This is a genomic window from Oenococcus kitaharae (genome assembly GCF_025758695.1).
Taxonomy (GTDB): Bacteria; Bacillota; Bacilli; order Lactobacillales; family Lactobacillaceae; genus Oenococcus; species Oenococcus kitaharae_A.
On record NZ_JANJQP010000002.1, the window covers coordinates 142035 to 168867 of the forward strand.

The window sequence follows — 26833 nt, forward strand, 5'->3', positions numbered from 1 at the left end:
AGGGGCTTTAATATATGACTGCTAATGAACATCGCATGGTTTTAATGGCACTTTCTGCCAATCTGCCGCTGGCTGAGAAAATCGCAAAACGTCTGCATCAGCCTTTGGCCGATGTTAATTTGGATCGATTCGCGGATGGTGAAATTCGCTTGAACATTAATAATTCGGTACGCGGAGACAATGTCTTCGTGATCGCACCAACGGCTGCTTCACCGCACGCCAGCGTAAATGACAACATTATGGAATTATTCATCGCGGTTGATGCTTTGAGACGAGCTTCGGCTCATGCAATTAACATTGTGATGCCTTATTACGGTTATGCTAGGCAGGATCGAAAGGCGCGCAGTCGAGAATCAATTGCTGCACGTATTATTGCCGATCATCTGGAACAAGCTGGTGCCACACGTGTGATCGCCTTTGACCTGCACGCATCTCAAATTCAAGGATTTTTTGATATTCCTGTCGATCATTTAATGGGTGCACCAATCTTGGCTGATTATTTATTATCAAACCACTTGATTGATCCAGAAAATTCAGTTGTTGTTTCACCAGACCATGGCGGTGTCCGTCGAGCTAGGGAACTGAACCAGTTTTTGGGTCTGCCGGATTCTTATGCTGTGATTGATAAGCGCCGTCCTGTTGATAAGAAGAACACGGTCGAAGTTTTGAATTTAATCGGAGACGTCGATGGGAAGACCGCCATCATCATTGACGATATGATCGATACAGGGCATACGATTGTTGAAGGTGCCAAATTGTTAAGAGCAAAGGGTGCCAAGAAGATTATTGTTGTTGCCAGCCATGCCTTGCTATCGGGCGATGCACCGCAATTACTGCAGCATTCTGATTTTGATCACGTGATCGTGACCGATTCGATTGATATTCCAGAATCCAAGCGTTTTGACAAGCTGCAGATTGTCAGCGCCGATGATTTGTTTGCTAGAGCCATCACGGCTGTCCAAGAAAACGGCAGCGTCAGCCCATTATTTCAAAATAGATACCACCGCGGATTTGAAAGCGATTAAGTTTTAGGCTGTCAGTATTTTTTGCATCTTGCGGTGCTGAATGTTAGCATCCAAAAAGATGTCGCCATAGGCGGCGTATCCTAAATTTTCATAAAAAGAAATTGCATGAACTTGAGCCTCCAGCTCAAGTTTTTTTATATGTTGTTTTTTGGCGTCGATTTCAATCTGTTTCAATAATTGGCTGGCAAATCCTTTTCCACGAAAATTTTTGAAAGTTGCAACACGCCCAATGTGCCAGCTATCATGATTCACTGTGTAAATTCTGCTGGTCGTGGCCGGCTGCCAGTCCTGCACATAGCCGACATAATGCAGACAATGGCCATCTTGCCCGTCTATCTCGTCTGCTGGACTGACATTTTCTTCCAGCATAAAGACAGCCCGGCGGATTTTCATAGCATCATCAAGAACTTTGCCAGGTCCGAACAGGCTGGCAATAATTAATTTTTCGTTATCTGACATAATCACTTAATTATAGGCTGTTTTACAAAATCTAAAATGGTCTTATACAAGGCTGAAAATTGTTTGGATTGTTAATAAATTTTAGAAAAAAAGACGGCTTCATTATATAATTGCCCTTATGGTAGAAGCGATACATCGGCCGACTCGTTTGGAATTTTCCAAATCTGCTCTGGCTTATAACGTTCAATATGTAAAAAAAGTCTCTGGTGCCAAATTATTATGGCTGGCAGTCAAGTCTAATGCTTATGGGCATGGGCTGCTTTTGGTGTCAAAATTAGCCAAACAAGCAGGAATCGATGGTCTGGCCGTGGCTGAGATTGATGAGGGTATCGCGATTCGTAAAGCGGGTTTGAACGATTTCATCCTCATTTTAGGGCCGACAGATGTTGCAGACGCGCCTCTGGCCGCTAAGTACGGTTTTTTAACAACTGTGCCTTCTTTGGATTGGTTAAAGCAGGCAGACAAGTTGTTAGGTGATCAGTGTTTGGCAGCCAACTTAGCTGTCGATACAGGCATGAACCGGATTGGGGTTCGCGACAGACAGGCGCTGCAGGATGAAATTGATTATTTAAAAGCACATGAGGACCATTTTAAGTATCAGGGGATTTATACGCATTTTGCCAGTTCGGATAATGCTGATGATCGTTATTTTCAAAAACAGAAGCAGCGCTGGTATGATATGACAAAGGGTTTGCCGATGCCTGAATTTGTGCACGTCATGAATTCAGGCGCGGCTATGTATCACGCCGATGAATTGCCTGGATGCAACAACATTGCGCGGGTTGGCACAGTGGTTTACGGCGTAGAGCCTTCAGAGGGAGAACTTGGCCCAATCGACAAATTAAAGGCTGTTTTTCAATTAAAATCAGCTTTGAATTTTGTCAAGAAAATTCCCGCCGGCGAAGGCATTAGTTATGGATCTAAATTTGTGACAGATAAAGACAGTTGGATCGGCACGATTCCGATTGGATACGGGGATGGCTGGCTGGCTGAATATCAGGACTTTTCGCTTCTGATTGATGGCCAGCGCTGCCGACAAATAGGCCAGGTTGCAATGGATCAGATGATGGTTTTGCTGCCAAAAGAATATCCAATCGGGACCGAAGTGACTTTGATCGGCAAAGATGGCAGCGAAGAAAATACCTTATATGATCTGCATAAGCATTCAGGTGTGCCGCCTTGGAAAATTACAGTTGCTTTCTCGGACCGTTTGAAAAGAATCGTGGTGGATTAATGGCAAACGATTTATTTGATCTTGCAATAATTGGTGCTGGCCCAGTGGGTCTTTTTGCGCAATATTATGCCGGTCTGCGTGAATTGAAAACGGCTTTGATTGAAGCGACACCGCAATTGGGCGGGCAGATTACAGCTCTTTATCCTGAGAAAAATATTTTGGATGTGGCTGGTTTTCCCGGTATTTCTGGCCGTGATCTTGTCAAAAAATTACAGGAGCAGGCTAATTTGATTGATGGCAAAACTTTTTTGAACTCCAATGTCACGAATTTAAGAAAACAAGATAGTCAATTTGAATTAGAAATTAATAATCATGCTTTGATTACAGCTAAATCAGTCATCATTGCCAGCGGAAATGGTTCTTTTAGCCCCCGTAAATTGTCTGTACCCGGTGCTGAGGAAATGTTCCAAGCCGGCAGGATGCGATATCTGCTGCCGAATCTGGCTAAAAGCCCATATCAGGATTTCACTGTGGTCGGCGGCGGCAATACAGCAGTCGATTATGCACTGGAATTAATCGAGCACGATAAACAGGTACATCTGATTCATCGTCGGGATCGCTTCAGAGCGCTAGAATCCTCAATTACCAAATTACAGCAAAACCCGCTGGCAACTTTTGAAACGCCTAATAAAATTGTCGGTCTTCAAATATCAGACGGTCGTTTGGCAATTCAAATGCAGAATATTGACGATGACCGCTTGCAGACTATTGTGACCGATCAATTGATTGTTGGGTATGGATTTACTGCCTCATCGGCCAGCTTGGACTTATGGGAGACGCTGCCAGTCAAAATTAACAATGGTTTTGTGACTGATCCCACACAAATGACCTCAATCCCAGGCATTTTTGCGGTCGGGGATGCCAGCAGTTATGCCGGAAAAGCGGATATTATCGCCAGCGGTTTTGGCGAAGTACCAACAGCCGTCAACTCGGCTGTTAATTATTTTGATCCCGAACGCGGCGGCCCAGCCCATTCCACAAGTTTGAATCTAGGAGAATTTCATGACTGAATTAAAAGCTGATACAACTTTAAGCAAAGTATTTTTGGCCGCTTACGAAGACGAAAAGGATACGACGGCCAATTTGGCCAATGCGGCAGCTGTATTATTCCAATTTGTCGAGGACATTAACTGGGCCGGTTTTTATCTGTTTTCTAAGGAGGATGGTGATTTAGTCCTAGGCCCCTTTCAAGGCCTGCCGGCCACTCCGCGGATTGCCCAAGGAAAGGGCGTTGTAGGGACCGCATTCGCCAAACAACAGATTATCATTGTACCGAACGTTCATCAGTTTGCCGGACATATTGCATGTGATCCAGCCTCGAATGCCGAAATTGTCTTGCCGCTGACAAAAGCTGATGGCCAAAAAATCGGTGTGATGGACATTGATTCGACAACAATCAACCGTTTTGATGAGCAAATTAAGATGGATTTACATGACTTTTCAGCAACTTTGATTGCCCACATTTAATACCCGTCTTTTTGTTCGGCGTTATAATGATAAACAATGACTTCAGCTCTCAAAATTTTTGCCGGCCATATTATTAATCGTTTCAATCCTAATCGTAGTCGCGCTGCCTTCCTATGGCTGCTGACCTTATTTTTTTGGGCAAAAACGTTATTAGCCTACTTTTCAGATTTTGCCGGTCTTGGTGCGGCTGATCCTTTCCAATTTTTTATTATGATCATTAATCCTCTGGCCACGATGATCATTATCTTTTCACTTGTTTCATTCATTAAGCACAAACTGCCTTTCTATATCACGGCTTTGAGCGTTGACGCACTGCTGACGCTCCTTTTGTATATTAACTGTATTTACTATCGAGAAATGACTAGTTTTGTATCAGTTAATGTGATGCTGGGCTATTCCAAAGTGAACCAAGGCCTTGGGAGCGCATCTTTGTCTCTCATGCATTTTCAGGATCCATTTTACTGGCTGGACCTGATCGTTATCATCGTTTTGCTGCTATTGAGACGAGTTAGGATGCAGGAAAAATCAGTGAGCAAGCAACACTCTTTTCTAGCTTTGTCTTTAGGTTTTTTGGCTTTATGTTTTAATTTATTTTTAGCTGACTGCTCGCGTCCACAATTGCTGACACGTGGTTTTGATGATACATATTTTGTGAAATACATGGGAATCAATTTTTACACGGTACAAGACGCGATTAATACTGTGCAGATCAATACCCTGAGAAATTCTGCTAAACCAAGCGATTTAAATCCAATTAAACAATTTATTCGATCACATTACGCCAAACCGAACAAGAAATATTTCGGAATTGCCAAAGGACGCAACGTTATTTATATCCATTTGGAATCCTTTCAGCAGTTTGCAATCGATTTGAAAATTAATGGTCAGGAAGTCACACCTTTTTTGAATTCCCTTTACCACGGCAAAGATACAATCGCTTTTTCCAATTTTTTCCACCAGGTAGGACAAGGGAAAACTTCAGACGCGGAAAATATGTTAGAAACATCGACATTCGGCCTGCCGACGGGATCACTATTTAACAAATATGCAACCAATACCTTTCAGGCTATGCCAGCTATCATCAATCAGCGCAGGGGCTATTCAACAGCCGTTTTTCATGGAAACGTTGCTTCTTTTTGGAACCGGAATGTCGTTTATAAATCACTAGGCTATCAGCATTTTCTTGACGCCTCTTATTTCGATGTTAGCGGGTATAAATCGGAGGGCTGGGGTCTGAAAGATAAGCTCCTTTTTAAGGATTCCGTTCCGTATCTGGAAAAAATGCAGCAGCCCTTTTACGTTAAATACCTGACTGTGACTAACCATTATCCGTTTCAACTCGATAAAATTGATCAAGACCCTAAATTCCAGACAACCGCGACCGGCGATCCGATTATTGATAATTACTTTTTAACGAACCATTATTTGGATCAATCTATCAAAGAATTTTATGCTTATTTGGACAAAGCCGGCCTTTTGAAAAAATCCATCATTGTTTTGTACGGTGACCATTACGGCATTTCAAATTCGGAAAATAAAACCTTAGCCACTGTTTTCGGCCGCGATCCAGCAACCTGGACAGCAAACGACGACGCGCAATTGCAGCGTGTACCTTATATGATTGATATTCCGGGCAGTAAAGTCGGGCACATCGATCCAACCTACGGTGGTGAGATAGATGCCTTACCAACTTTGGAACATTTATTGGGAATATCCAACAAACGTTATCTCCAATTTGGTCAGGATCTGCTTAGCAAGCAGCATCAACAGTTAGTGGCCTTTCGTGATCAGGATTTTGTGACACCCAAATATACTTATACTGGCGGAAAATTATGGGACAATGCCAGTGGACAGCCGATTGACGAAAAAACCATGTTACCAAAACTTGCTAACCAAGTGAAAAAATGGCAAGACCAAGTCAGCGACGAACTGTCTTTGTCAGACCAATTAACCTATAAAGATTTGATGCGTTTTTATCACCCTCAAGGTTTTACAGATGTTGATCCTAAAAGATATGACTATGGTATCCGCAACACACGCCAGCAATTGAATAGGCAAAATCGTATTTTAGGCAAAAAGTCCACTTCTCTTTGGTCGAAAAATAATGATAAAACCACAGCTAGCCTCTATAAGACTGATGCACCAGAACAATATTTTAAGCCTTCTAATTGGGCTCGAATCCAGTATCACAATCCTGATGATTCGGCAGGACGGACGAAATAAAAAAGACGCCGTAAGACGTCTTTTTTAGCGGTCGAAGAAATGTGCTTTGATTAAAATATAGATTTCGACAATGATTAATAGTCCTGTAATTGCAAAAGTCAGCAGCCAAGAATAGGGCATATTCGTAAAGGGCAGTTTCATATTCATCCCGTAAAAGCCTGTCACAATTGTCGGTACAGCCATTAATGCTTGCAGCATTGTCAAAATTCTTAATGACTTGTCCAAACGCTGATTGTTCAAATTGGTATAGGCACCCGAAATGGCTCCAATGACTTCAGCCGCTTGATTGGCCATATCGACCGCTTGTGTGTTTTCCACGAGGACATCGGCAAAGTATTCTTTTTGCCGATCATCTACCTGACCGCCCAAATAGGCTTGCAGTCGTGAAATGGCTGTCCGATCAGTTCTCAAAGAATCCAGCATATAAATCATTTGTGTTTCCAATTCCATTAAAGATGAAATGGCACCAGATTGAATTTTTTGTCTGAGATTAGATTGAATGACGTTCCGCCGCCGGTTCACGGTTGTAATTGTGCTGATGTATTCTGCAATTAAAACTGAACTGGTATTTAAAAAGATATCTATTGCTGTCAAATGGCTTTTGTCGGGATAATTTTCCCTGGCTGTAGCAAACAGTTTTTCAGAAATTCTGGTCGTTGTCGAACGAGCAATGGTATAAAAATTGCCTTTTTTATCAATCAGCATGCCAACTGGCTCTGTGGCAGCCAAGCGGGAATTGGGTGTGATAATATCAAAGACAATCAGTGAATTTCCGCTAACCGAATCGATTTCAGTACGGGCCGATTCATTTGGATCCAAGGCATAAAAAAGCATCTCACGGGTCACGCCCAGTTTGATTAATTGATCCTGTTCTGCTTGGCTGGGATCTTGCACCTCGTACCAAATCAATTTTGTATTTATTTGATGTGTTTTCAGCATTAGAAAAACCAGATTAACATCGCCAAAAATAAACTGGCAAACAAGAACAATAATAGCACGACCATCTGTTGACGTTTTTTTATCAACAGCATGGCAGCAAATTCTCGAAACCATCCGGAAGCGATATAATTTTTAGGCGTTTTTGCCGGAATGGCCGTGATTTTGATTTTTTGTTTTTTGGCAAGGTATGCGGCCCTGGTCAAATGATAAGAGTTACTAACAAAGGCCAGCTGTAGTGATTCACTATTATGATGTTCTTGGCTAATGAGCTGCAGGGAATTTTTAAAGTTTTCACGTGTGTTCGTGGATGAATTTTCGTAACGAATTTTATTTTTCGGGTAACCAGCCTTGAGTAGTTCCTGGCCGATGGCCGCCGCCTCACTGAGTTTTTCATCGCTGCCTTTTCCGCCAGAAGCAATAATTATTGCTTGTCCGTGATTTTGTGCAAAAAAGATGACTGTTTTGATGCGCTGGGCCAAGCTGGCAGAAATTTGCTTGCCGTTGATTAATCCAGCTCCCAAGATAATCACATAATCATAGCTGCCAGCTTGCCTGGCGGCACGATGGCCCTGCCAATTAATTAAAAATGTCTGTGTTAGAAAATTAGCGAATACAAAAGCTAAATAAATCGTAAATAGCGGGGCAAAGGCAAGCAACGCTGCCCAAGCAGCTGGCAGTTTGATCTGGAAAAAATCCATGATTAGCAGTATACAGATGACTGTAAAAATGAAAATAACCAAATCGGTCGCGAAATGATATCGTGAGCGGTATTTCTTGTTGGCTGATAGCCTAAAGCTCCAAGCAACCAGCGTTAGTGCGGAATAGAGGGCTAGGCCGATAATGGCAGCTGCGAGTATGCCGATAGCAATTGAAACGACAGTAAAGGCCAGCAACCCCCGATCAGCCGAGGCCAACAGGAAAAAAACCAGCAGAGAATAAAGGGATAAGTTTAAAAACCAGCCGCACTTGAGAGAATAGCGATTGAGGTGCGAGACAAAAACTGCTAAGAGCAGAAAAATCAGCGCCAACCCTAGCGGTATGACAGGATTAATGCCGCTACTTAAAAGAATTGTTTGCAACTGTTTGAACACAAGTTCATTTTATCAATGCAATTAAAATACTTAGGACAAGAATCAGAATAAATAGGTAAATTTCTTTAGCATGAATTGATTCATGATGATAATGGCTGCGTTTCTTCCCTTCCAAAAAACCGTGGGCATACATAGCCTGACTGAGATTGTTTGACCAGACAAATGAATTATAAATGGCTTTTACATATAACTGCGGGGAAAAGACAGTTAAACGCACACCACGCATTTTGGCAGATGCACGAATGATCTTAATTTGACGGGTCATTTTTGGCAAGAAATTCAAGGCCCCTAAAATTCCATAAACAAAAGTCGGATTGACATGCAAGTCTTGTTCAAAACCACGCATTAAAGCGGTCATCGACTGGCTGAAGGCTAGCACACTACCGAGAAAAATATAGGCGTACACACGCGTCGCCATAATCCAAGCAAAGGTTTTTGAGTGGTCTGGGCTCATGGTGTAATACATAAACCAGCCCCCGACAAAAGGGAGAATACCGACAATAATTAACCAAAGAATTCTTTTAAAAGAAATTTTCTTATAAATAACGTAGATTAAGGCACATGCCGTGATGGCTAGGTTCAGCCATAAAGACCTCACAAAGGCCAGCTCAATTGCAAGCGCAAGAACAAGAAGGAATTTTAAGGACGCTCTCATGATAATTCCGCCAATCTGATGAGTTTATGATCTTGAATTTGATAAGCATGGTCAATAATTTGATCCATGGCGAACAATTGATGACTAATAAAAATTTTCGTAGCCGCTGAAGTTTTTAACAACGCAATCAAATCAAGGACAGATTTTTGATCTAGTCCGGCAAAAGGCTCATCCAAGAGAATGGTGTCGGGAGATTGAATCACAAGCAACAGAAGTTGCAGTTTTTTCTTTTCCCCACCGGATAATGTGTAAACTGAAGCATCCAGGCGATCCTTTAAAGATAAACGCGTCAGCCAATCTTCTATGGCGGCGGGAGCCATTGCTTCATGGAAACTTTTGTGCTGGCTTAAGAACAGTTCTTCTTGAACCGTGATTTTTAAAAAACTGTCGCTAGGATTTTGAAAGGCCAGTGAAATTTTTCCGCGGCTAGTAATTTTGCCGTTAAATTTTTGCAGACCTGACATGGCTTTTAACAAGGTCGATTTGCCGGTACCGTTTTCACCAACAATTAAAACGCTGCTTTTGTCAGGTATCAATGCAGAAGCTTGATCAAAAATGATTTGATCGGGAAAAGAGATGGAGAGCCGATCAATTTTAATCCTATCCGACTGAAAATCACTTTTTAGATGGAAGTGATTCTGTCTTTTAAAAGAATCATAGAATTGACGGAAATCCGTTTTTGGTAAGGATGTAATTGTGTGTTTATCAAATAGAAAAATGCGCTGTGCGAGTCCGTCGTAAATTAAAGGATTGTGATCAGCTATCACAATTGTCCGACCCCGCCGCTGCAATTCCTGCACTTTGGCAAGCAGAAACCGGATACTCTGCCGATCGATACTGGCAAAAGGTTCATCTAAAATAACGAGTTGAGTACCTAGATTGACGGCTTCTGCCAAAGCCAGCCGCTGCTGTTCGCCGCCTGATAGGGTATCGACCAGTTGGTTTTTTTTGTTTTCTAGGTGAAACTCCGTCAGGATCTGATTAATTTTGTTTTCAATCTGATCGGCTGGATATTGCAGATTTTCCAACAAAAAGACCAGTTCGTAAAAAGGTGTTTCCATTGTAAACTGCTGGTCAGGGCTTTGAAAAACACGTGCTGCAGTTTTATCATATTTTGCCACGAGTTCATTAATAAAAGTTGTCTTGCCGGAGCCTGAAGCCCCAGAAAGTAAAATAAAGTCACCCGCGTTAATACTCAAGTTGATGTTTTGCAAAATCGTCTGCCCATCAATTTCAATATTTTGATTTTTAAAATCAATTATCGACACTTATTTAATCAGTTTAGCTTTCTTTAGAATGGTGTAGATCAGATAGACCACAATACCGGCGAAAATCAAAATCGATAGGTAAGAAATGACAAAAAGTGACAAAGTATAGCTGATAGGAAAACGGTTATACGAATTCTGAAAATAGGTAAATCCGAAAGTGATAACTGTTGATGTCAATGTGGAAAGCCACAATCCGGCAAAAGGACGTTTATAACCTGTCAGGGCAAAACCTGCTTCTGTACCCGCCCCTTGTATGAGGCCGCTGAGAATATCGGAAATGCCCCAAGCTGATCCAACCGCCATTTCTACTGTGGCGGCTAAGGTTTCTCCAAGCAAGGATGCACCTGGTTTTTTGATAATCATACCGGCAATCGGGCCGGCCATGACCCAAAGGCCGATTGTCGCTGCTGTGGCAACCTGCTCAGAAATTTGCGAAGCCCCGATGGTTTGTGCAAGTGATTGATCAGAGACCAAGCTGACCAAAGGACCGCTCAAGCTGACCATGGTATTCCAAGGGATACCGAAAGCAAAAAACAGAATGCCGAAAATCACACCGATCAGGCCGATTAAAATGACATCCCTGATCCGCCAATTTTTTGTTGATGTGTGTGCTGTCATAAAATAAAATTCCTCCAAAGAATAACAAAAAGAGCCGAAAGATAACGACTCTTTTTGTTATCTCCCTACGCAGGTACTAACCTACAGGTTCAATGGGTAATTCTCAGCTTGCTATAGGCAAGCACCCCAGATAGAAGTATTCAGCTCTTTTAAATTGATTCTAGCATAAGTTTATTGCACAAGTTTGGTTCTTTTTAAAAGACTGAAGATTAATAGATTAATCAGGCCCGCAAAAACAAAGATCGACAAAAACCAAATGACAAACAAAATCAGCACATAATTAACATCGAATTTGTAATAAGAACGCTCAAAGTAGTGGTAAGCAAAACTAACAATACTGCCGGTAATTGTAGATAGCCACAGACCAGCCATTGGCCGCCGATAGCGGACACTGGCAAAACCGATTTCAATGCCAGCACCTTGTTCGATGCCCCATAGCAGAGTTGTAATTCCCCAAGATGACCCGATGACCATCTCGACGGCCGAAGCGATCAAATTAGACAAGAAAGCAGCACCTGGTTTTTTAATAATTAAAGCTGCAATCGGACCCGCCATCATAAACAGGCCAACTGTTGCTGCTGTTGTGACTTGAGCTGCTACCAATGAGGTCGATAAAGAGCTCGCCAGTGAGTGGCCGGTCAAAAAAGTTGCTATAGGCGTTAGGATACTGATAAACAAGTTATATGGCTGGCCTGAGGCAAAATAAACGGCACCGAATACCACACCGACTAATGCTGCTAAAATGACATCTCTGATTTTCCAATTTTTACTCTTCATCTGCACCTCGTTATCCCTTTAAATGTTAAAAAGCGCCTGCACAAATCTGGAAGCGCTAAAATTTTAACATAGTGCAATTCTACCAATTTAATTTTGTCATCTCACAACATTTTGTTAACAAAAGTGTCAAAGAGTATCTGGCTCTGCTCTTGATCCCCAAGCATGTCCGCGGATTGCTGCGGCAGGATAAACGGCTTTTCTTAAATGGCCAGCCTGTTTCGACAGCAGCTTTATTGGCAGCTGGCGATAAGCTGAGTTTTAAATTATCTGCTGCTGATTTTTCAGAGAAACAGCAGGTATATCCGTCCAACAATCTGCAGCAGATTTCAATCGTTTATGAAAACGATGATTGCATCATCGTTGATAAACCAGCTGGAATGAAAATGCATCCGCACTCACCCAATGAGACTGATACCTTATTGAATTTTGTTCAAGCTGCCTTAGCCGGCCGTCGATCGCACGGCCTACCGGCCTCTGCCTATATGGTTCACCGCATCGATACTGATACTTCAGGCTTGGTTTTGATTGCTACAAATCCACTGGCTGCTGCCGTTTTGAATCAGCTGATTGCCAAAAAAATCATTAAAAGAACCTATTTAGCCTGGGTATCAGGCCATTTATCTGAGCCAAACGGCGTTATTACACTGCCCATTGCCCAGGATCCGAAAAATCTGTATGTCCGTATTGTTGATCCATCGGGACAGCCGGCGCTGACGCGTTGGGTCAAAATGCATGTTGTCTATCAAAACACTTTACTGCGTATTCAGCTGGCAACCGGACGGACGCATCAGATCCGAGTTCATCTGGCTGCTATCGGCCACCCGTTAATTGGTGATCGACTATACGGCGGACCGGATTATCCACGCCTGCTGCTGCATTCGGCCAGTATTGAATTGCCGGATTTATTTACTGATTATCAGCAGCTGCGGCGTGTGACCTCACCGCTGCCGGCGGATTTTCCTAGACAGCTATATTTGAGGTAATTTTTTGAACACATTACCTTGACACACATAGTAATATGCTGTAAATTAATACATGAAGGATGAGGAGGATCAATGGCTCAAGAAATATCGAAAGATATGATTCGCGGACTGACAGGTGCGATTGTATTAAGTGTTTTAGAGTTTGAAGATTCCTATGGTTACCAGATTTCCAAACAGATCAAACAGATAACTGATGATCGTTACGAACTCAACGAAGCCACTTTGTATACCGTTTTTCGCCGTTTATCAGCTCAAGGATTTGTGAAAAGCTACTACGGCAATGATGATGAAAATCAAGGCGGGCGCCGCAAATACTACAGTTTGACCGAAAGCGGCAAAAAAGAGCTCAATCGATCCCGTACCGACTGGGAATTTTCAAAAGAAATTGTTGATGCGCTGCTGCAGGAGAAGAAGAATGGATGACTTAATTAACAAAAAGCTGACAAGACTATTTTCAGGCTATGAAAAAACTGCTGATTTAGATGATTTGCATGACGAGATTTTCGATGATGTCAAAGAAAGTGCCAAAGATTTGCAGCAGAAAGAACACCTCAGCGATGAGGAAGCTGTTGACAAAGCATTTTTGCAAATGGGCGATCTGACAAAAGTGATCGATCAAATTGGTGAAAAAAAAGGAAACGGGACTTTTAAATTCAATTTTCATTTCCTCAGTCAACAGGATAGCGAAGTTGTCTACGAAGATGAGTTTGCCTTAGACGAGATTGAAAAAATCAATCTCAAATTCCATTCAGATGCTGTAAAAATTATCTCGACAGATTCAGACAAATTGAAACTGACTCAGTATAAAAATCCGCAGACTGCTGATGATCCGATCGTTCAAGTCAGCAGCCAAAACGGTGATCTAAATATTCATTTACCAGAAAAAAAATTCTCGATTAGTATTGGTGTTTTTATTTCTACGACGCGTCTGCCTAAATTGCTGATTGAATTGCCAAACAGCTATAAAGGTACATTGAATAGCGACTTTGGATCCGGCAGCATGCTGGTAAAGGGGATTAAAAATCACGCAGCCGCTAATTTCACCTTTCATTCCGGCAGCTTGAAGATTTCAAATTCAGTCTTTTCAGAAAGCGGCTGTTCTTTTCATTCCGGCAGCCTATCTGTTTCGGATAGCTTGGCCGATTATTTCGGATCAGATTTTTCATCAGGCACGCTGCGTTTGAACAATGTTACGGCAAAATATGATATTAAAGCCACCTCGGGCACGGTACGCCTGAATAAAATAACCGGTGCCGGTAGTGTCAATCTATCGTCGGGGGTTGTGCGTGCTGATTTTAAAAAGGTAACCGGTGATTTAAAATTGACCGCGTTGTCAGGCATGATTAGAGCTGTTTTGCCTAGCCAAGACGAATTTGCTTTCAAGTTATCGGCTAAAACCGGTACAGTTCGTTTGAAGGATGTTTTTGACGCACCAGTGGATTATGATATCGAGTCATCCTCTGCTAAATTAGGTACTGTCGGCGAAGCTAAAAGTTATTGCTTGCTCAGTCGCGTGTCTTCGGGCACAATCGTGATTGATTAGAATTTTTTTAACTTAATTTATGTTTAACTGCAGCCGCCTTATAATTTAATCAATGACTAAACGAGTTCCGCCTTTTTTAACACCCCCGGCTATTGTGTCGATTATCATTGCTTTATCAGCGGTTAATGTTGTGACTAATGTGACAACTCATACAGCTGAGGGTGGTGCACCAACAAACTATACGCCCAGCCAAAGTTCGTCAACGAGTTCAGCTGTGAGTTCATCCAGACCGGATCGGCAGTCATCTTCTGACTTGTCTTCCAGCAGTTCTTCATCTGTGCCAGACACAGCGTCCAGCAGCAGTTCTTCACAAAAAACGCCTTCAGAAACAAGCGGCTCTTCTAGCAGTACGTCTGAAAGCTCGCAATCTGTTGATAAAGCACCAGCTGCCAGCAGCACTACTAGTTCATCAGCTGTCACACCGCCGGCAGGAGGTAAATAATGGGAATTGGTTTACTGGCTTTAATTAATCAATGGCTTGGTTTTTTTAGTGTTCGCAATCAGGCTAGAGGGCGTATTTATTCAATCGTCGGTTTTATCGCTAACTTTTACCTCCTTTATGTTGGTGTGCGTTTAATCATCAATCGTCAGATTTGGGGGATTGTTTTCCTATTAGCTTTTGTCGTCTTGCTGTATTTTTCTGTGCTGAATATGATTTATTATTTTACAGACAAAACAGTTAAATGGGATATTTCGCCTTTGATTGACCACTTTTTGGGTGGCGATAAAGCTGAAGAAGAAGCTGCTCTGAAAACTGTACCGGCCAATGGCCTTTATCGACGTGATCAAGTGCTGGGTACGGTGATTGTGTCAAGTTTAGAAGAACAAGAAAACTTATCCAATCTCTATCAGCGAATGCTGCAGGCCAAATTGATTGAACAGAATTATGGTCATTTTTCCCGCTCGCAAATAAAGAGGTATCTGCTGGCGCATGAAACAATATCGGCTAATTATCCGGGTACGCTGCTGCCGTATTTTGATTTAAAATACGTGCCCAGCGGTTTATTGATCTATGGCGGCATGAATCAGTTTTCTGCTCGCCCGATTGGTGTAATCGTTAAGGTTGGACTAAGTGATGCAATGACTGCATTACAGGGTTATCAGTTATCGCTAGCCTCGGTGGTAATCCATGGCGGACAGGGACGCCAGTTAGATCCGACCCATAGTAAAATTGTGGCTGTGTCGTTAGCAAATTACATCACGGCTGAAGTCGCTTATAAAAAAAGAGAAATTTAAGAAAACCGTTTTTGAGAAGGGATGGGTCACATAAATAAATGATGAAAGTTATCGTAGGATTGGGAAATATTGGTGCAAAATACGCACATAATCGGCATAACGTCGGTTTTATGGCGGTGGACGAACTCGCACAGCGACTCAATACAACCTTTTCTTTGAAACAAAATCTGCACGCATTTATCGCAACGGCTGTTGTGGCATCTGAAAAAGTATATCTGGTTAAACCGACAACGATGATGAATGATTCTGGTCTGGCCGTAGAGGCCGTGATGCATTATTTTGACGCCGGGCTAGATGATTTAATCGTTTTTGTTGACGATATTGATCGGGATTATGGTCAGCTGCGTATCAAAAAAAGCGGTGCATCAGGCGGACACAATGGTTTGAAATCAATCGAATCAGCTATTGGGAGTCAGAAATTTGTCCGAATCCGTATCGGCACAGGGAGGCCCGCTCATGCTGCACAGGCTGTCATTAATCATGTGTTGGGTGATTTCACAAAACCGCAAATGGACTTGGTTCAGCCCCAGATTGACCAGGCCGTTTTAGCGTCAGAGGATTTTATTAAGGGCATTGCACTGAATACAATTACGAATCGTTACAATAATTAATGATGAGCGCATTGACAGATTTTATCAGTCGTTTGCCTTTGACTGAAAGTATAGTCCTGAACCAAAGCAGCCCGGATACGGCGCAACTTATTTCAGGCATTGACGATACCCCCAAGGCCGCGTTAGCCGCTGGGGTTTTTGTGCGTTTAAAAGCTGAAAAACAGGAAAAAAACAGCTTAATTATCACAGACACGCAATTCCGTGCTGATCGGCTTAGCGGTGACCTGGAAGCTCTCGTCGGCCAGGATAATGTCTTTGAAATTCAAGCAGAAGAATCCTTGGCGACGGAAACAGCGATTGCGTCGCGCGATGCAGATTTGAGTCGCGTTTTGGCCTTGCGAGCCATGCAGTCTAACACTCCAGCCATGATTGTTGCGCCTTTAGCTGCCTTGACGCGTCGTTATCCAGATCCGGCAGTTTTTCGGTCTGCTGTTTTGGATCTTAAAAAATCGGACACCTATGTGCAGGCGGATTTGGCCGGCAGATTGATCGAGATGGGGTATCGCAAAGAAGCATTGGCTGCGAGTCCTGGTGAATTTGCGGTCAGAGGCGAGATTGTTGATATCTATCCGATCAATATGGATAGCCCTGTACGCTTGGATTTCTTCGATGAAGAGCTTGAGTCTATGCGGACTTTTGATGCCGATTCACAAAAATCTTTGGACAAAATCCAGCATGTTTTTGTGTTTCCAGTTTCGGACTTCCTTCTGTCACAAGCTGATTTTTCCACAGATTTGCAAACACTGCAAAATGCTTTTATTGCCTACCGTGATTCTCTGAAGGGGATCGAAAAGAAGAAAATTACAAGTTTTTTTGACCCTCTACTGGCTCGTTCTAGGGAAAGCGGCTTTGATCGCGGTCTTTTACCTTTTGCTGAGTTCTTTTTAACACACTCGCTTTTAGAGTATGCTAAGCAAGACGACCTGCTGTTCATTGATGATTTCGCCAGAATTAATGAACAGGCCAAACTTCAAGAGGAAAAAGATGCGCAATGGATGACTGATGCTTTAAAAGAGTTTCGGCTCCTACCTGATTTAAAAATCAAGCTTGATGCAACTAATCTTTTGAAGAAATCACAGCAGAATATTACCGGTAAACTGCAGCGTTTTCACAATCCGAAAATTTTCTTGAGTAATTTAACCCGTGGGTTGGTTGGCCTGGCTTTTACTGCCAAACAAACTCTATTGACCCGACCGATGCAGCAGTATTTTGGCCAGATGCCGGCCCTAAAAGCTGATGTTGATTCTTATCGTAAGCGAGAATTCACCGTGGTCTTGGCTGCTGCTTCTCATGAACGGTTGTTGTCCTTGCAGCGGACTTTGCACGATTTTGATATGAATTTTGCTATCACTGATGAGGTATTGCCCGGTACGGCCCAATTACAAGTTAGTGCTTTATCACGCGGTTTTGAATTGCCGGATCAGAAATTGGTTGTTCTAACCGAAGCGGAATTGTTCGCCAAAGTCAAAAAGCGAATTCCGCGGCATGCAACTTTTTCTAATGCCGAAAGAATTACCAGTTATAACCAACTCAAGGTTGGCGATTATGTAGTACATGTTAATCATGGTATCGGACGCTATGAAGGTTTAACCACACTGGAAGCCAATGGCGGCAAACAAGATTATTTGACACTGGCTTATGCACAAAACGCCAAGATTTTCGTACCGATAACACACCTGAACCTAGTTCAGAAATACATTGGCGGCGATCAGGGCAAAGTTAAAATCAATTCTTTGAATTCAACCGACTGGGCCAAAACAAAACACAAGGTGGCCACCAAAGTCGAAGATATTGCTGATGACTTGATTGCTTTATACGCCAAGCGCGAAGCCGAAAGCGGTTTTGCCTTTTCTGCTGATGATCAAGCACAGGACAAATTCGATAATGAGTTTGCCTACCCAGAGACTGTTGACCAGCTGCGTTCGATTAAAGAGATCAAAAGCGATATGGAGTCAGCCAAGCCGATGGACCGCCTGCTGGTCGGGGATGTTGGTTTTGGGAAGACTGAGGTCGCCCTGCGTGCTGCATTTAAAGCGATTCATGATCACAAACAGGTTGCATTTTTGACGCCGACTACTATCCTTTCCCAACAGCATTACGAAACGGCCTTGGAACGTTTTTCCGATTTTCCGGATGTCAGGATTGCTGTTTTGTCCCGCTTTAATACGCCGGCACAGAACAAAGCGGCTATTAAAAAGATCAAAGACCACCAAATTGATCTGGTTATCGGGACTCATCGTCTTTTGTCCAAGGATGTGGTTTTTGATGATTTGGGCCTGCTGATTATTGATGAAGAGCAGCGTTTTGGCGTCAAACACAAAGAGAAGATCAAACAGTTGCGTGCCAGTATCGATGTCCTCACGCTCACAGCGACACCGATCCCGCGTACTTTAAATATGGCGCTTGTCGGCGCACGTGATTTATCAGTCCTAGAGACACCACCAGCTAACCGTTTTCCGATTCAGACTTATGTTTTGGAAAGTAATTGGCCAGTCGTTGCTGATGCGATGGAAAAAGAGATTGGACGCGGTGGACAGGTCTTTTTCCTGCATAACCGTGTTCAGGACATTGAACGGACTGTTGGTGAAGTACAACGTCTGGTGCCTGATGCCAATGTTGGCTATATTCATGGTCAGATGAACGAAACCCAGTTAGAAAATGTTTTGATGGACTTTTTAAACGGCGTCTATGATGTGCTGGTCACGACTACGATCATCGAGACAGGTGTTGATATTCCGAATGTCAACACGTTGATTGTCGAGAATTCACAGCGTTTTGGTTTGTCGCAGCTTTACCAATTACGCGGCCGAATCGGTCGTTCTAACCGTCTAGCCTATGCATATTTCACTTTTCCGCCTGATCGCCAACCGACTGAAGATGCTCAAAAACGCCTGGAAGCCATTCGTGATTTCACGGAGCTAGGATCCGGCTTTAAATTGGCCATGCGCGATCTGTCAATTCGTGGTGCCGGTGATTTATTGGGCAAACAGCAGCACGGCTTTATCGATTCTGTTGGTTATGAACTATACCAGCAGATGCTGCAAGAGGCCGTAGCAGCCAGGCAAGGCAAACACAAAAAAGCCATACAGACTAATGCTGAAATTGTTTTGGACATTGAGGCTCTGCTGCCCGAGGACTATGTGGGTGATTCATCTCAGAAAATCGAGATGTACCAGCGGATCCGAAAGTCTCAGAACCAGGCACAGTTTGACGAAGTCCGTCAGGATTTGATCGATCGTTTTGGCGCAATTCCTCAACAGGTTGAAAATCTGTTTGCGCTGGCGCGTTTGAAAAATGCCGCTGATTTGGCTAATGTTGTTAATTTGCGTGGCGACGGGACTCAAGTCCGGATATTGTTCAGCAAAAAAGCCAGCCGAGCACTTGCTGGCGAGACTGTTTTTAAAACCTTGCAGGACCTGCCTTATAAGGTTCGCGTCAAAGCCATCGATGATCAATTAGAATTAACCGTCATTTTAAACAAAGATCCGCAACTAACCTATTTAGGAAAAATAACCGATTATCTCGAATCGGCTGCAAAGGAGATCCAACATGCGTTTGGATAAATATTTAAAAGTCAGCCGCCTGATTAAAAGACGCACCTTGGCCAAAGAATTTGCTGACCAGGGACGTGTTACAGTCAATGGCAAAGTTGTCAAATCTTCGGCAAGCGTGACGATCGGGGATGTCTTGGTACTTTCATTCGGCACCCGTATTTTGACAATTAAAATTACCGATACTTCAGAAATTGTGAAGAAAAACGATGCAGGGGAGATGTATGACTTGCTTTCATCGGAATCAAATTCTGATAATTCTTCGATCCATTAAACTGCTATGGATATGTTTTTCATCTCTGCATCTATTTTTAGATTATGAGTTCTCTATTTAGTGTTTAAAACAAATTTAATTTCGCAATCCGTTGGCAGGCCTCGGTGAAATAAGGTTCATCAATCAGCAAGCCGACTCTGACAAAACCTTCTCCCCCTTTACCAAAACCGATCCCTGGTGCCACGGCAACAGCTGCTTTATCTAACAATAGGCCTGTAAACGATTCACTCGTGTAGCCTGTTGGTACGGGCATCCAAGCGTAGAAAGACCCACCCGAAGGATAAGGCTCCCAGCCGATTTTTCTAGCAGCGGCAAAGAATTGATTACGGCGTTTTTCATATAATGACACCAAATCATGAACTGTGTGCTGATCGCTTTTTAGAGCAGCAATACCAGCCTTTTGGATAGCTGGGAAGACACTGACAAAAAGATGGTCTTGAAGCAGGTTGATCGCTTCAATCATGTCGGCATTTCCGGCAGCAAAGCCCAGACGCCAGCCGGCCATGTTATAGGATTTAGAAAAAGTATAAGTTTCAATGCCAACGTCTTTTGCACCGGGTGTCTGCAAAAAACTCAATGACTTTTGTCCGTCAAAGCTGATCGCACCGTAAGCAAAATCATGTACAACGCCGATCTGATTTTGCTTGGCAAAATCGACTGTTTTTTGGAAAAATTCAGGATTGGCAACGGCACCGGTGGGATTATTCGGATAATTCAGGTACATCAGTTTGCCTTTTTTTGCCAAATCCGGGTCGAATGTGTCATAGTCAGGCAAAAATCCGTTTTCTGCTTTTAAGGGAAACAGCCCTAAACGGACTGAAGCCAGCGCGATACCGGACAAGTAATCTGGATAACCCGGATCTGGCAAAAGCATCGTGTCCCCAGGGTTTAATAATGCAAAGGGCAGCTCCACTAATCCAATTTTAGAACCGCCTAAGATTGCAATCTCTTTATCAGGGTCCAAAGAAACACCGTATTCTCTTTTGTAAAAATCTGCTGCAGCCTGCCTTAATTCAGGATCGCCACGGAATTGGGAATATTTATGATTCTGCGGCTCAGCTGTTGCCTCTTGCATGGCTTTGACAATAAAATCAGGTGTCGGCTGGTCAGGATTGCCTTGGCCTAAATTAATCACGTCAGCGCCAGTCGCAATTTTTGCGTTGACTTTCTTAACTAATTGGGCGAAAAACTGTTGGGGCAGTTGTTTTAACACTTTTGATTCATCAAATGTAACCATTAAAATCTCCTTTAACTTTGAAGCTTCATCAGGCCAGCCATGTTTGCCTGACACAAATAGATACAAAAAATCCTCTATCGTATAAAAACGATAAAGGACGGAAAACCGTGGTACCACCTTCATTGATGCATGACTTGCACCCACTTTTTTAATTGCGCTAACGGGCAAAAGCCGACACTAGCTTGCGCAAAAAATATTCAGCCATTGCCGTTCGCTAGTATGATTGCATCAAAAGACCATCTTCTTGTTCTGCGGCCGACCGCTTCTCAGCTTCGCGCGGTTCTCTTTATCGGAATAGGACAATACTCATCTTTGCAAGGATTATAAAATGCGTATACAGCTTTGTCAAATGAGAGTCTCATACAGGCTGCTATTAGCAGCCAAAAGCTTTTAGTTCGAAATTGAAGGGTGATTGTCCGTGGCGAATTATTAAGATTTATTTGCGATTTTCTTAAGCAGTTTTTATCATTGGAATCCTGTGCGATATTGATTTTAAGCGATGAGGAACGGTGCAGCTAGACAAACGAAAAGGGTCAATCCTAAGACAGAACCGCAAGGTCCTGCTTTGCATGTGGTGCAAGCTGATACCGCTGCTCAAATCCGTCGGGCACAAGGGTCCAACCAAGCTCGCGAGAGACATTATCATAAAGAGATTGCTCGCCGCCGCCGGTTAATTGCCTGCCTTGGCATTTTCTTTGTTGTGATTTTTTCCGTCAATCTGTTGTCTTCAGCTGTCAAACTGAATGCAGCCTTAGCCCAGCTGCGGCAAGTTAATCGGCAATTGGATCGTACTCGCGGTGAAAACGGCAAATTGAAAACTGTGTTGACTAATCTCAAACAGCCTGATTACCTCGCACAGGTTTTACGTGATAAATATCAATATTCCAAAAAAGGCGAAGTTATTTTTAATCTGCCTGCTGGAAGCGACACAAAATAACAGTTTTTTTGCTGTTATTTTATTAATATGAAGAGTCTCTACAGACAATTTCAATTGAATATCCAGAGCCATCGGCTTTTTTCCGGACGCGATAAAGTTCTTGTGGCGATTTCTGGCGGAGTGGATTCAACTGTTTTAGCGAACTTGCTCTTTAAATATGAAAGCCAGCCATCTGACCATCTTTTTTTAGCTCATGTTGATCACCAACTGCGCCCTGATTCATTTAAAGAGAAAGAATTAATTGATCGTCAGTTTGCAAGCCGCGGATTGCAGGTATTCCATAAGATCTGGCCGCGTTCTCAGCATCCAACTTCAGGTATCGAAAACGCCGCGCGTGATTTTCGCTACCAATTCTATGAAGAAGTAGCCAGCAGGCTGGGAATTTCGACGATTATTTTAGCTCAGCATGCGAATGATCAGGCTGAGACGACTTTGTTAAAATTGATCCGGGGGGGAGACTGGGAAACAATTTCTGCCATGAATTGGTCGCGTCCTCTAAACAACTCTTCTGATATCCGTGTTGTCAGGCCCTTATTAAATATCAAAAAAGCTGATTTATACGCGTATGCCAAATCGACAGGACTTGAATGGATCGAAGACCCCAGCAACCAAGACCCGGACTACACGAGCCGAAATCAGATCCGCCAAGTGGTTCTGCCGGCTCTGGAAAAAATCAATCCTCAAGCAATCGAACACATCGCTGATTTTGCAGAGCAGATTAAGCATCTGAAAGAAGACCAGTTGTTTGAAATGTTAAAGCTCTGGGTAAAAGAGTCAGCACCTGATTTACCGATCAAGCGCTCTCAGATCGACCAATTCGAGGCTTTATTGAAAAATAAGCAGTCGCCAAATGGGAGAATCGAGTTAGCTGACCAGGTATCGTTAATCAAGCACCACGATGGAATTCAAGTTAGAAAGGAAAACGAATAAGACTGGCTGTTGTCCCTGCCTGATTCGTGTTAACATAAAAACAATAAAATGACTGATACAGATCCCCGTTTTTCAAGAATACTCCACGATCACGATGAAATCGAAAATGCTGCCAAACGGATTGGGGCACAAATTGATCATGATTATGCCGGCAAAACGCCTATTTTGGTTGTTGTTTTAAAGGGTGCTGTCATGTGGGCAGGTGATCTCTTTAAAAATATTTCGATTGATGTTGAGATGGATTTCATTGATATTGCCAGTTATCATGGCGGTATCAAGTCGACTAACGCCATTACTTTGAGAACTGATTTGACTTCTGATGTACGGGGACGCGACATTATCCTAGTCGAGGATATTGTCGACACTGGATTATCATTACAATACCTGATCTCTTTGCTAACAGATCGCGGCGCAAAGTCTGTTAAAACAGCCACGATGCTAAATAAACAGCAGGGACATAAAGTCGCGGTAAAAGCCGATTATATCGGCTTTGAAATTTCAAATGAATTTGTAGCCGGTTATGGATTAGATTACCAAGAAATTTGGCGGAATCTGCCTTTTATCGGTGTTGTGAACCCAGAAGTCTATTCTTAATGTTGTTTGTATCTAGGAATGTTAAAATATTGTGTTAGCGTAAACGAGGTAATATATGCAGAATAAGAATCGCGGATTCTTCCGTAGTTCGTTATCATACGCCATTGTGATACTAGCGATTATCTTCTTAATCTATAGTTTCTTCGGACGGAGTGATGGTAATGTCAAACATCTTTCGACGACTGCCTTTTTAAGGCAGCTGCGGACCAATAAAATTAAAGATTTTACAATTCAGCCTGGAGATAGTGGTGTCTATACGATTTCCGGCGATTTTAAAAAGGCACAGAAGTCTAGTCAGAATAATGGCGGTGTTAGCCTGATTTCTGGTTATCAGGCAACGGTTACGCGTTTTACCGCTTACGTACTGCCCAACGATTCAAGCCTAAAAGAGATTACGAGCACTGCTCGTCGAGCCGGGGTTGCGATTAATCCAAGGCCTGCTCCGTCGAATTTCTGGGGCTCGATGCTGACGATGATTGTCCCAACGCTGATTCTATTTGCGCTGCTTTACTGGATGATGCTTGGCGGACAGCGGGGTCAAGGCGGTTCTGGCGGTGGACCTGGCGGAATTATGAGTTTTGGCCGTTCCAAGGCTAAACCTTCAGATCCGAAGCAGAATAAAGTACGTTTTGCTGATGTTGCAGGCGAAGAAGAAGAAAAGCAGGAATTGGTTGAAATCGTTGAATTCTTAAAGGATCCAAAGAAATTTACTAGTTTAGGCGCTCGTATACCAAAGGGTGTTTTGCTTGAAGGACCTCCAGGAACTGGAAAGACTTTGCTAGCCAGAGCGGTTGCCGGGGAAGCATCAGTACCATTCTTCAGTATCTCCGGTTCTGATTTTGTGGAGATGTTTGTCGGTGTTGGTGCCAGCCGAGTTCGTGATTTATTTGAAAATGCCAAAAAAGCTGCACCATCGATTATCTTTATTGATGAAATTGATGCCGTTGGCCGGCGCCGTGGTGCTGGTATGGGTGGCGGCAATGATGAACGTGAGCAGACCCTGAACCAGATTTTGATTGAGATGGATGGTTTTGAAGGTAATGAAGGCGTCATTGTTCTGGCTTCTACAAACCGTTCTGATGTTTTGGATCCGGCTTTGCTCCGTTCTGGTCGTTTTGACCGGAAGATTTTGGTGGGTGCACCGGATGTTAAAGGCCGAGAAGCTATTCTACGCGTACACGCTAAGAATAAGCCGATGGCCGATGATGTTGATTTGAAAGTGATTGCCCAGCAGACACCTGGATTTGTCGGTGCTGATTTGGAAAACCTTTTGAACGAGGCTGCTCTATTGGCTGCTCGAAATGGTGAAAAAGCTGTCACAGCTGCCGACATTGATGAAGCTGAAGATCGTGTGATTGCCGGTCCTGCTAAAAAAGACCGCAAGACGACCGAAATTGAACGACAGACCGTTGCTTATCATGAAGCCGGGCATGCTATTGTCGGCTTGGTTCTAAATGATGCACAAGTTGTCCGTAAGGTTACGATTGTCCCTCGTGGGCGCGCTGGCGGATACGCTTTGATGATGCCTAAAGATGAACGGTATTTGATGACCGAAAAGGACGCTAAAGAAGAATTGGCTGGCTTAATGGGCGGCCGTGCTGCTGAAATGATTATTAATCAGCAAGCTAGTTCCGGTGCGTCAAATGATTTCCAGCAGGCAACACAGATTGCCAGGGAAATGGTTACGCAATATGGTATGTCAGATAAATTAGGGATGGTTCAGCTGGAAGGCAATGCTAACGCATTTATCGGAGATCCGAATAATCCTAACCCACCGTATTCGCAAAAGACTAGTGAATTGATTGATGAAGAAGTGCGTCGTTTGACTAGAGAGGCTTATCAAAAGGCTGTCGACATTATTCAAACTCATCGTGATCAGCATAAGGCGATTGCTGAGGCGCTGCTTAAATATGAGACTTTGGATGAGGCACAAATCAGATCATTGTATGAGACGGGTGAAGTTCCAAGCGACTTGGCAGCAACGAAAAATGTTGATGCACGACCGCTGTCATATGAAGAATCTAAAGCTGCATTACAGAAGAACAATTCACATGACCAATCAGAGGATAATAAAGATGATGCCAACGCACCCGCTGATCCTAAACCTGTAGTTAAAAAACCAAGGGCTAAAAAGACAACAAGTACAACGACACCGCGTCCTCGCCGTAAGGCTGCTCCTAAAAAGCCTGTTAAGACTGATGATGATACAGATACAAAAGATAAAGATGAAAAGTAAGGAAAACGCGACTTTAAACAGCCGCGTTTTTATGAATTGATATGGATTATTTGATTAAAAGCGTCACACACAATGGGCACTTTCGCGCCTATCTGACGGATATGTCAGATCTGGTAAGAAAAGCAGCTGAAATACATCATAGCAGTCCAGACGCGACGACGGTTTTAGGGCGTGCACTGATTGCGACGGCTCTGACCGGTACGTCTCTTTTAAAGGGTTCGGATCAGATCCACGTGGCTATCAACGGCCGTGGACCGATTGGCCAAATTGTTACGGAGACAAATGCCCAGGCGCAGCTGCGAGGCTACGTGACTAATCCTCAGGCATCTGTTGCTAAAAGAGCGGACGGCCAACCCAATGTGCCCGTCCTTGTCGGCTTGAATGGGAGCCTGCGGTTAACGAAAGTGCAGCCTGGGTTGGAGCCTTATACCGGCGAAGTTGCTTTAACAACTGGTGAAATTGGTGATGATTTTACCTATTATCTCGCGCAGTCCGAGCAGATTCCAAGCGCAGTCGGTGTCTCTGTTTTTGTTAACTCTAAGAATTTGGTTGAGCGGGCAGGTGGTTTTTTGATCCAAACCATGCCGGGTGCCAGCGATAATGAATTGAACTTATTGGAACAGCATTTAGGCAGATTACCTAATATTTCGTCAATGCTAGCAGAAGGCTTGCAGGCGGAACAGATTTTTGCTAAATTTTTTGGACAGACAAAGATGACGATTTTGGATAAAATTCCGGTCACCTTGGCAGCACCCTTACCCAAAAAATGGTATGCAGACGCTTTGGGGACATTACCGAAAACTGAATTAACAGCCATGATTGCTGAGGACCACGGTGCTGAAATCGTTGATCGTTTTAATGGGCACAAATATCAATTCAGTGAAGAGGAATTGAAAGCGATTCTTGCAGCAGGAAAATAATGAAATACGGAATCAAGCATGGGGA

26 protein-coding genes and 1 riboswitch are annotated in these 26833 nt (G+C 43.2%); of the genes, 18 read left to right on the forward strand and 8 right to left on the reverse strand.

Annotated elements, in window-relative coordinates:
• Positions 1-14 precede the first annotated feature (14 nt).
• Positions 15-1025: a ribose-phosphate diphosphokinase gene (locus tag NRF22_RS04105; RefSeq protein WP_007744747.1), complete on the forward strand. Its 1011-nt coding sequence runs from the start codon at positions 15-17 to the stop codon at positions 1023-1025.
• 3 nt (positions 1026-1028) lie between these two features.
• On the opposite strand, the gene NRF22_RS04110 is transcribed toward NRF22_RS04105, so the two are convergent.
• Positions 1029-1484, reverse strand: coding sequence for a GNAT family N-acetyltransferase (locus NRF22_RS04110; RefSeq protein WP_263779378.1), 456 nt, complete (start codon positions 1482-1484; stop codon positions 1029-1031).
• Between the two features lie 118 nt (positions 1485-1602).
• Between NRF22_RS04110 and alr the strand changes: the two genes are divergently transcribed.
• Genes alr through NRF22_RS04130 form a run of 4 tightly spaced genes read left to right on the forward strand, consistent with a single transcriptional unit; the run spans position 1603 to position 6408 of the window.
• Entirely contained in the window at positions 1603-2718 is a 1116-nt protein-coding gene (alr, locus tag NRF22_RS04115) for an alanine racemase (RefSeq protein ID WP_007744745.1), read from the forward strand.
• Positions 2718-3728, forward strand: a complete 1011-nt coding sequence (locus NRF22_RS04120; RefSeq protein WP_263779379.1) for an NAD(P)/FAD-dependent oxidoreductase — start codon at positions 2718-2720, stop codon at positions 3726-3728. The genes alr and NRF22_RS04120 overlap by 1 nt, the downstream gene beginning before the upstream one ends.
• Positions 3721-4185, forward strand: coding sequence for a GAF domain-containing protein (locus NRF22_RS04125; RefSeq protein ID WP_007744742.1), 465 nt, complete (start codon positions 3721-3723; stop codon positions 4183-4185). Before NRF22_RS04120 ends, NRF22_RS04125 begins: the two co-directional genes overlap by 8 nt.
• Before the next feature lie 36 nt (positions 4186-4221).
• A complete protein-coding gene (locus NRF22_RS04130) occupies positions 4222-6408 on the forward strand; it encodes an LTA synthase family protein (protein WP_007744741.1) in 2187 nt (728 codons plus the stop codon).
• A gap of 24 nt (positions 6409-6432) precedes the next feature.
• Here NRF22_RS04130 and NRF22_RS04135 read toward each other — a convergent pair whose 3' ends face one another.
• The 6 genes from NRF22_RS04135 to NRF22_RS04160 form a co-directional block, all read right to left on the reverse strand.
• Positions 6433-7347: a magnesium transporter CorA family protein gene (locus tag NRF22_RS04135; RefSeq protein WP_263779380.1), complete on the reverse strand. Its 915-nt coding sequence runs from the start codon at positions 7345-7347 to the stop codon at positions 6433-6435.
• On the reverse strand, positions 7347-8438 hold the full coding sequence (locus NRF22_RS04140) for a YdcF family protein (protein ID WP_263779381.1): 1092 nt from the start codon (positions 8436-8438) through the stop codon (positions 7347-7349). The genes NRF22_RS04135 and NRF22_RS04140 overlap by 1 nt, the downstream gene beginning before the upstream one ends.
• A gap of 4 nt (positions 8439-8442) precedes the next feature.
• The gene (locus tag NRF22_RS04145) at positions 8443-9093 is read right to left on the reverse strand and encodes an energy-coupling factor transporter transmembrane component T family protein (protein WP_007744738.1); all 651 of its coding nucleotides are present in this window, start codon (positions 9091-9093) and stop codon (positions 8443-8445) included.
• Positions 9090-10361: an ATP-binding cassette domain-containing protein gene (locus NRF22_RS04150; RefSeq protein ID WP_007744737.1), complete on the reverse strand. Its 1272-nt coding sequence runs from the start codon at positions 10359-10361 to the stop codon at positions 9090-9092. The genes NRF22_RS04145 and NRF22_RS04150 overlap by 4 nt, the downstream gene beginning before the upstream one ends.
• Positions 10362-10979: an ECF transporter S component gene (locus NRF22_RS04155; protein ID WP_007744736.1), complete on the reverse strand. Its 618-nt coding sequence runs from the start codon at positions 10977-10979 to the stop codon at positions 10362-10364.
• Between the two features lie 45 nt (positions 10980-11024).
• A riboswitch (TPP riboswitch) is annotated at positions 11025-11118 on the reverse strand.
• A gap of 32 nt (positions 11119-11150) precedes the next feature.
• Entirely contained in the window at positions 11151-11756 is a 606-nt protein-coding gene (locus NRF22_RS04160) for an ECF transporter S component (RefSeq protein ID WP_007744734.1), read from the reverse strand.
• A 71-nt stretch (positions 11757-11827) separates the two neighbouring features.
• On the opposite strand from NRF22_RS04160, the gene NRF22_RS04165 reads away from it, so the two are divergent.
• From NRF22_RS04165 to NRF22_RS04200, 8 genes are all read left to right on the forward strand, one after another.
• A complete protein-coding gene (locus tag NRF22_RS04165; RefSeq protein ID WP_263779382.1) occupies positions 11828-12739 on the forward strand; it encodes an RluA family pseudouridine synthase in 912 nt (303 codons plus the stop codon).
• A gap of 72 nt (positions 12740-12811) precedes the next feature.
• Positions 12812-13162, forward strand: a complete 351-nt coding sequence (locus NRF22_RS04170) for a PadR family transcriptional regulator (protein WP_007744732.1) — start codon at positions 12812-12814, stop codon at positions 13160-13162.
• Positions 13155-14282, forward strand: coding sequence for a DUF4097 domain-containing protein (locus NRF22_RS04175; RefSeq protein WP_263779384.1), 1128 nt, complete (start codon positions 13155-13157; stop codon positions 14280-14282). Before NRF22_RS04170 ends, NRF22_RS04175 begins: the two co-directional genes overlap by 8 nt.
• Positions 14283-14334: 52 nt before the next feature.
• Positions 14335-14724 carry a hypothetical protein gene (locus tag NRF22_RS04180; protein ID WP_036593678.1) on the forward strand — a complete coding sequence of 130 codons (390 nt, stop codon included), beginning with the start codon at positions 14335-14337 and terminating at the stop codon, positions 14722-14724.
• On the forward strand, positions 14724-15518 hold the full coding sequence (locus tag NRF22_RS04185; RefSeq protein WP_007744728.1) for a DUF6681 family protein: 795 nt from the start codon (positions 14724-14726) through the stop codon (positions 15516-15518). Before NRF22_RS04180 ends, NRF22_RS04185 begins: the two co-directional genes overlap by 1 nt.
• Positions 15519-15556: 38 nt before the next feature.
• A complete protein-coding gene (gene pth, locus NRF22_RS04190; RefSeq protein WP_007744727.1) occupies positions 15557-16129 on the forward strand; it encodes an aminoacyl-tRNA hydrolase in 573 nt (190 codons plus the stop codon).
• Complete coding sequence (gene mfd, locus NRF22_RS04195; protein WP_263779386.1) at positions 16129-19692, forward strand: transcription-repair coupling factor; 3564 nt, start codon at positions 16129-16131, stop codon at positions 19690-19692. The genes pth and mfd overlap by 1 nt, the downstream gene beginning before the upstream one ends.
• On the forward strand, positions 19679-19954 hold the full coding sequence (locus NRF22_RS04200) for an RNA-binding S4 domain-containing protein (RefSeq protein WP_007744719.1): 276 nt from the start codon (positions 19679-19681) through the stop codon (positions 19952-19954). Before mfd ends, NRF22_RS04200 begins: the two co-directional genes overlap by 14 nt.
• A 64-nt stretch (positions 19955-20018) precedes the next feature.
• Here NRF22_RS04200 and NRF22_RS04205 read toward each other — a convergent pair whose 3' ends face one another.
• A complete protein-coding gene (locus tag NRF22_RS04205) occupies positions 20019-21191 on the reverse strand; it encodes a pyridoxal phosphate-dependent aminotransferase (RefSeq protein ID WP_036593946.1) in 1173 nt (390 codons plus the stop codon).
• A gap of 499 nt (positions 21192-21690) precedes the next feature.
• Between NRF22_RS04205 and NRF22_RS04210 the strand changes: the two genes are divergently transcribed.
• The 5 genes from NRF22_RS04210 to hslO are packed head-to-tail and all read left to right on the forward strand — an operon-like array spanning position 21691 to position 26808.
• Positions 21691-22128, forward strand: coding sequence for an FtsB family cell division protein (locus NRF22_RS04210; protein WP_028291819.1), 438 nt, complete (start codon positions 21691-21693; stop codon positions 22126-22128).
• A gap of 27 nt (positions 22129-22155) precedes the next feature.
• Positions 22156-23058, forward strand: a complete 903-nt coding sequence (gene tilS / locus NRF22_RS04215) for a tRNA lysidine(34) synthetase TilS (protein ID WP_007744715.1) — start codon at positions 22156-22158, stop codon at positions 23056-23058.
• Positions 23059-23106: 48 nt separating this feature from the next.
• Positions 23107-23652: a hypoxanthine phosphoribosyltransferase gene (gene hpt, locus NRF22_RS04220; RefSeq protein WP_263779388.1), complete on the forward strand. Its 546-nt coding sequence runs from the start codon at positions 23107-23109 to the stop codon at positions 23650-23652.
• Positions 23653-23707: 55 nt separating this feature from the next.
• Positions 23708-25888 carry an ATP-dependent zinc metalloprotease FtsH gene (gene ftsH / locus NRF22_RS04225; protein ID WP_263779389.1) on the forward strand — a complete coding sequence of 727 codons (2181 nt, stop codon included), beginning with the start codon at positions 23708-23710 and terminating at the stop codon, positions 25886-25888.
• 41 nt (positions 25889-25929) lie between these two features.
• Positions 25930-26808: an Hsp33 family molecular chaperone HslO gene (gene hslO / locus NRF22_RS04230; RefSeq protein ID WP_007744711.1), complete on the forward strand. Its 879-nt coding sequence runs from the start codon at positions 25930-25932 to the stop codon at positions 26806-26808.
• Positions 26809-26833 lie beyond the last annotated feature (25 nt).

Bases quoted from the DNA above. Each gene is read 5' to 3' on its own strand.
- NRF22_RS04135 (WP_263779380.1), bottom strand. From the start codon at position 7,347: ATGCTGAAAACACATCAAATAAATACAAAATTGATTTGGTACGAGGTG.
- NRF22_RS04185 (WP_007744728.1), top strand. From the start codon at position 14,724: ATGGGAATTGGTTTACTGGCTTTAATTAATCAATGGCTTGGTTTTTTT.
- NRF22_RS04155 (WP_007744736.1), bottom strand. From the start codon at position 10,979: ATGACAGCACACACATCAACAAAAAATTGGCGGATCAGGGATGTCATT.
- hslO (WP_007744711.1), top strand. From the start codon at position 25,930: ATGGATTATTTGATTAAAAGCGTCACACACAATGGGCACTTTCGCGCC.
- NRF22_RS04110 (WP_263779378.1), bottom strand. From the start codon at position 1,484: ATGTCAGATAACGAAAAATTAATTATTGCCAGCCTGTTCGGACCTGGC.
- ftsH (WP_263779389.1), top strand. From the start codon at position 23,708: ATGCAGAATAAGAATCGCGGATTCTTCCGTAGTTCGTTATCATACGCC.
- NRF22_RS04120 (WP_263779379.1), top strand. From the start codon at position 2,718: ATGGCAAACGATTTATTTGATCTTGCAATAATTGGTGCTGGCCCAGTG.
- NRF22_RS04145 (WP_007744738.1), bottom strand. From the start codon at position 9,093: ATGAGAGCGTCCTTAAAATTCCTTCTTGTTCTTGCGCTTGCAATTGAG.
- NRF22_RS04160 (WP_007744734.1), bottom strand. From the start codon at position 11,756: ATGAAGAGTAAAAATTGGAAAATCAGAGATGTCATTTTAGCAGCATTA.
- tilS (WP_007744715.1), top strand. From the start codon at position 22,156: ATGAAGAGTCTCTACAGACAATTTCAATTGAATATCCAGAGCCATCGG.
- NRF22_RS04175 (WP_263779384.1), top strand. From the start codon at position 13,155: ATGGATGACTTAATTAACAAAAAGCTGACAAGACTATTTTCAGGCTAT.
- NRF22_RS04205 (WP_036593946.1), bottom strand. From the start codon at position 21,191: ATGGTTACATTTGATGAATCAAAAGTGTTAAAACAACTGCCCCAACAG.
- alr (WP_007744745.1), top strand. From the start codon at position 1,603: ATGGTAGAAGCGATACATCGGCCGACTCGTTTGGAATTTTCCAAATCT.
- NRF22_RS04210 (WP_028291819.1), top strand. From the start codon at position 21,691: ATGAGGAACGGTGCAGCTAGACAAACGAAAAGGGTCAATCCTAAGACA.
- NRF22_RS04200 (WP_007744719.1), top strand. From the start codon at position 19,679: ATGCGTTTGGATAAATATTTAAAAGTCAGCCGCCTGATTAAAAGACGC.
- NRF22_RS04170 (WP_007744732.1), top strand. From the start codon at position 12,812: ATGGCTCAAGAAATATCGAAAGATATGATTCGCGGACTGACAGGTGCG.
- NRF22_RS04130 (WP_007744741.1), top strand. From the start codon at position 4,222: ATGACTTCAGCTCTCAAAATTTTTGCCGGCCATATTATTAATCGTTTC.
- mfd (WP_263779386.1), top strand. From the start codon at position 16,129: ATGATGAGCGCATTGACAGATTTTATCAGTCGTTTGCCTTTGACTGAA.
- NRF22_RS04105 (WP_007744747.1), top strand. From the start codon at position 15: ATGACTGCTAATGAACATCGCATGGTTTTAATGGCACTTTCTGCCAAT.
- pth (WP_007744727.1), top strand. From the start codon at position 15,557: ATGATGAAAGTTATCGTAGGATTGGGAAATATTGGTGCAAAATACGCA.
- NRF22_RS04180 (WP_036593678.1), top strand. From the start codon at position 14,335: ATGACTAAACGAGTTCCGCCTTTTTTAACACCCCCGGCTATTGTGTCG.
- NRF22_RS04125 (WP_007744742.1), top strand. From the start codon at position 3,721: ATGACTGAATTAAAAGCTGATACAACTTTAAGCAAAGTATTTTTGGCC.
- hpt (WP_263779388.1), top strand. From the start codon at position 23,107: ATGACTGATACAGATCCCCGTTTTTCAAGAATACTCCACGATCACGAT.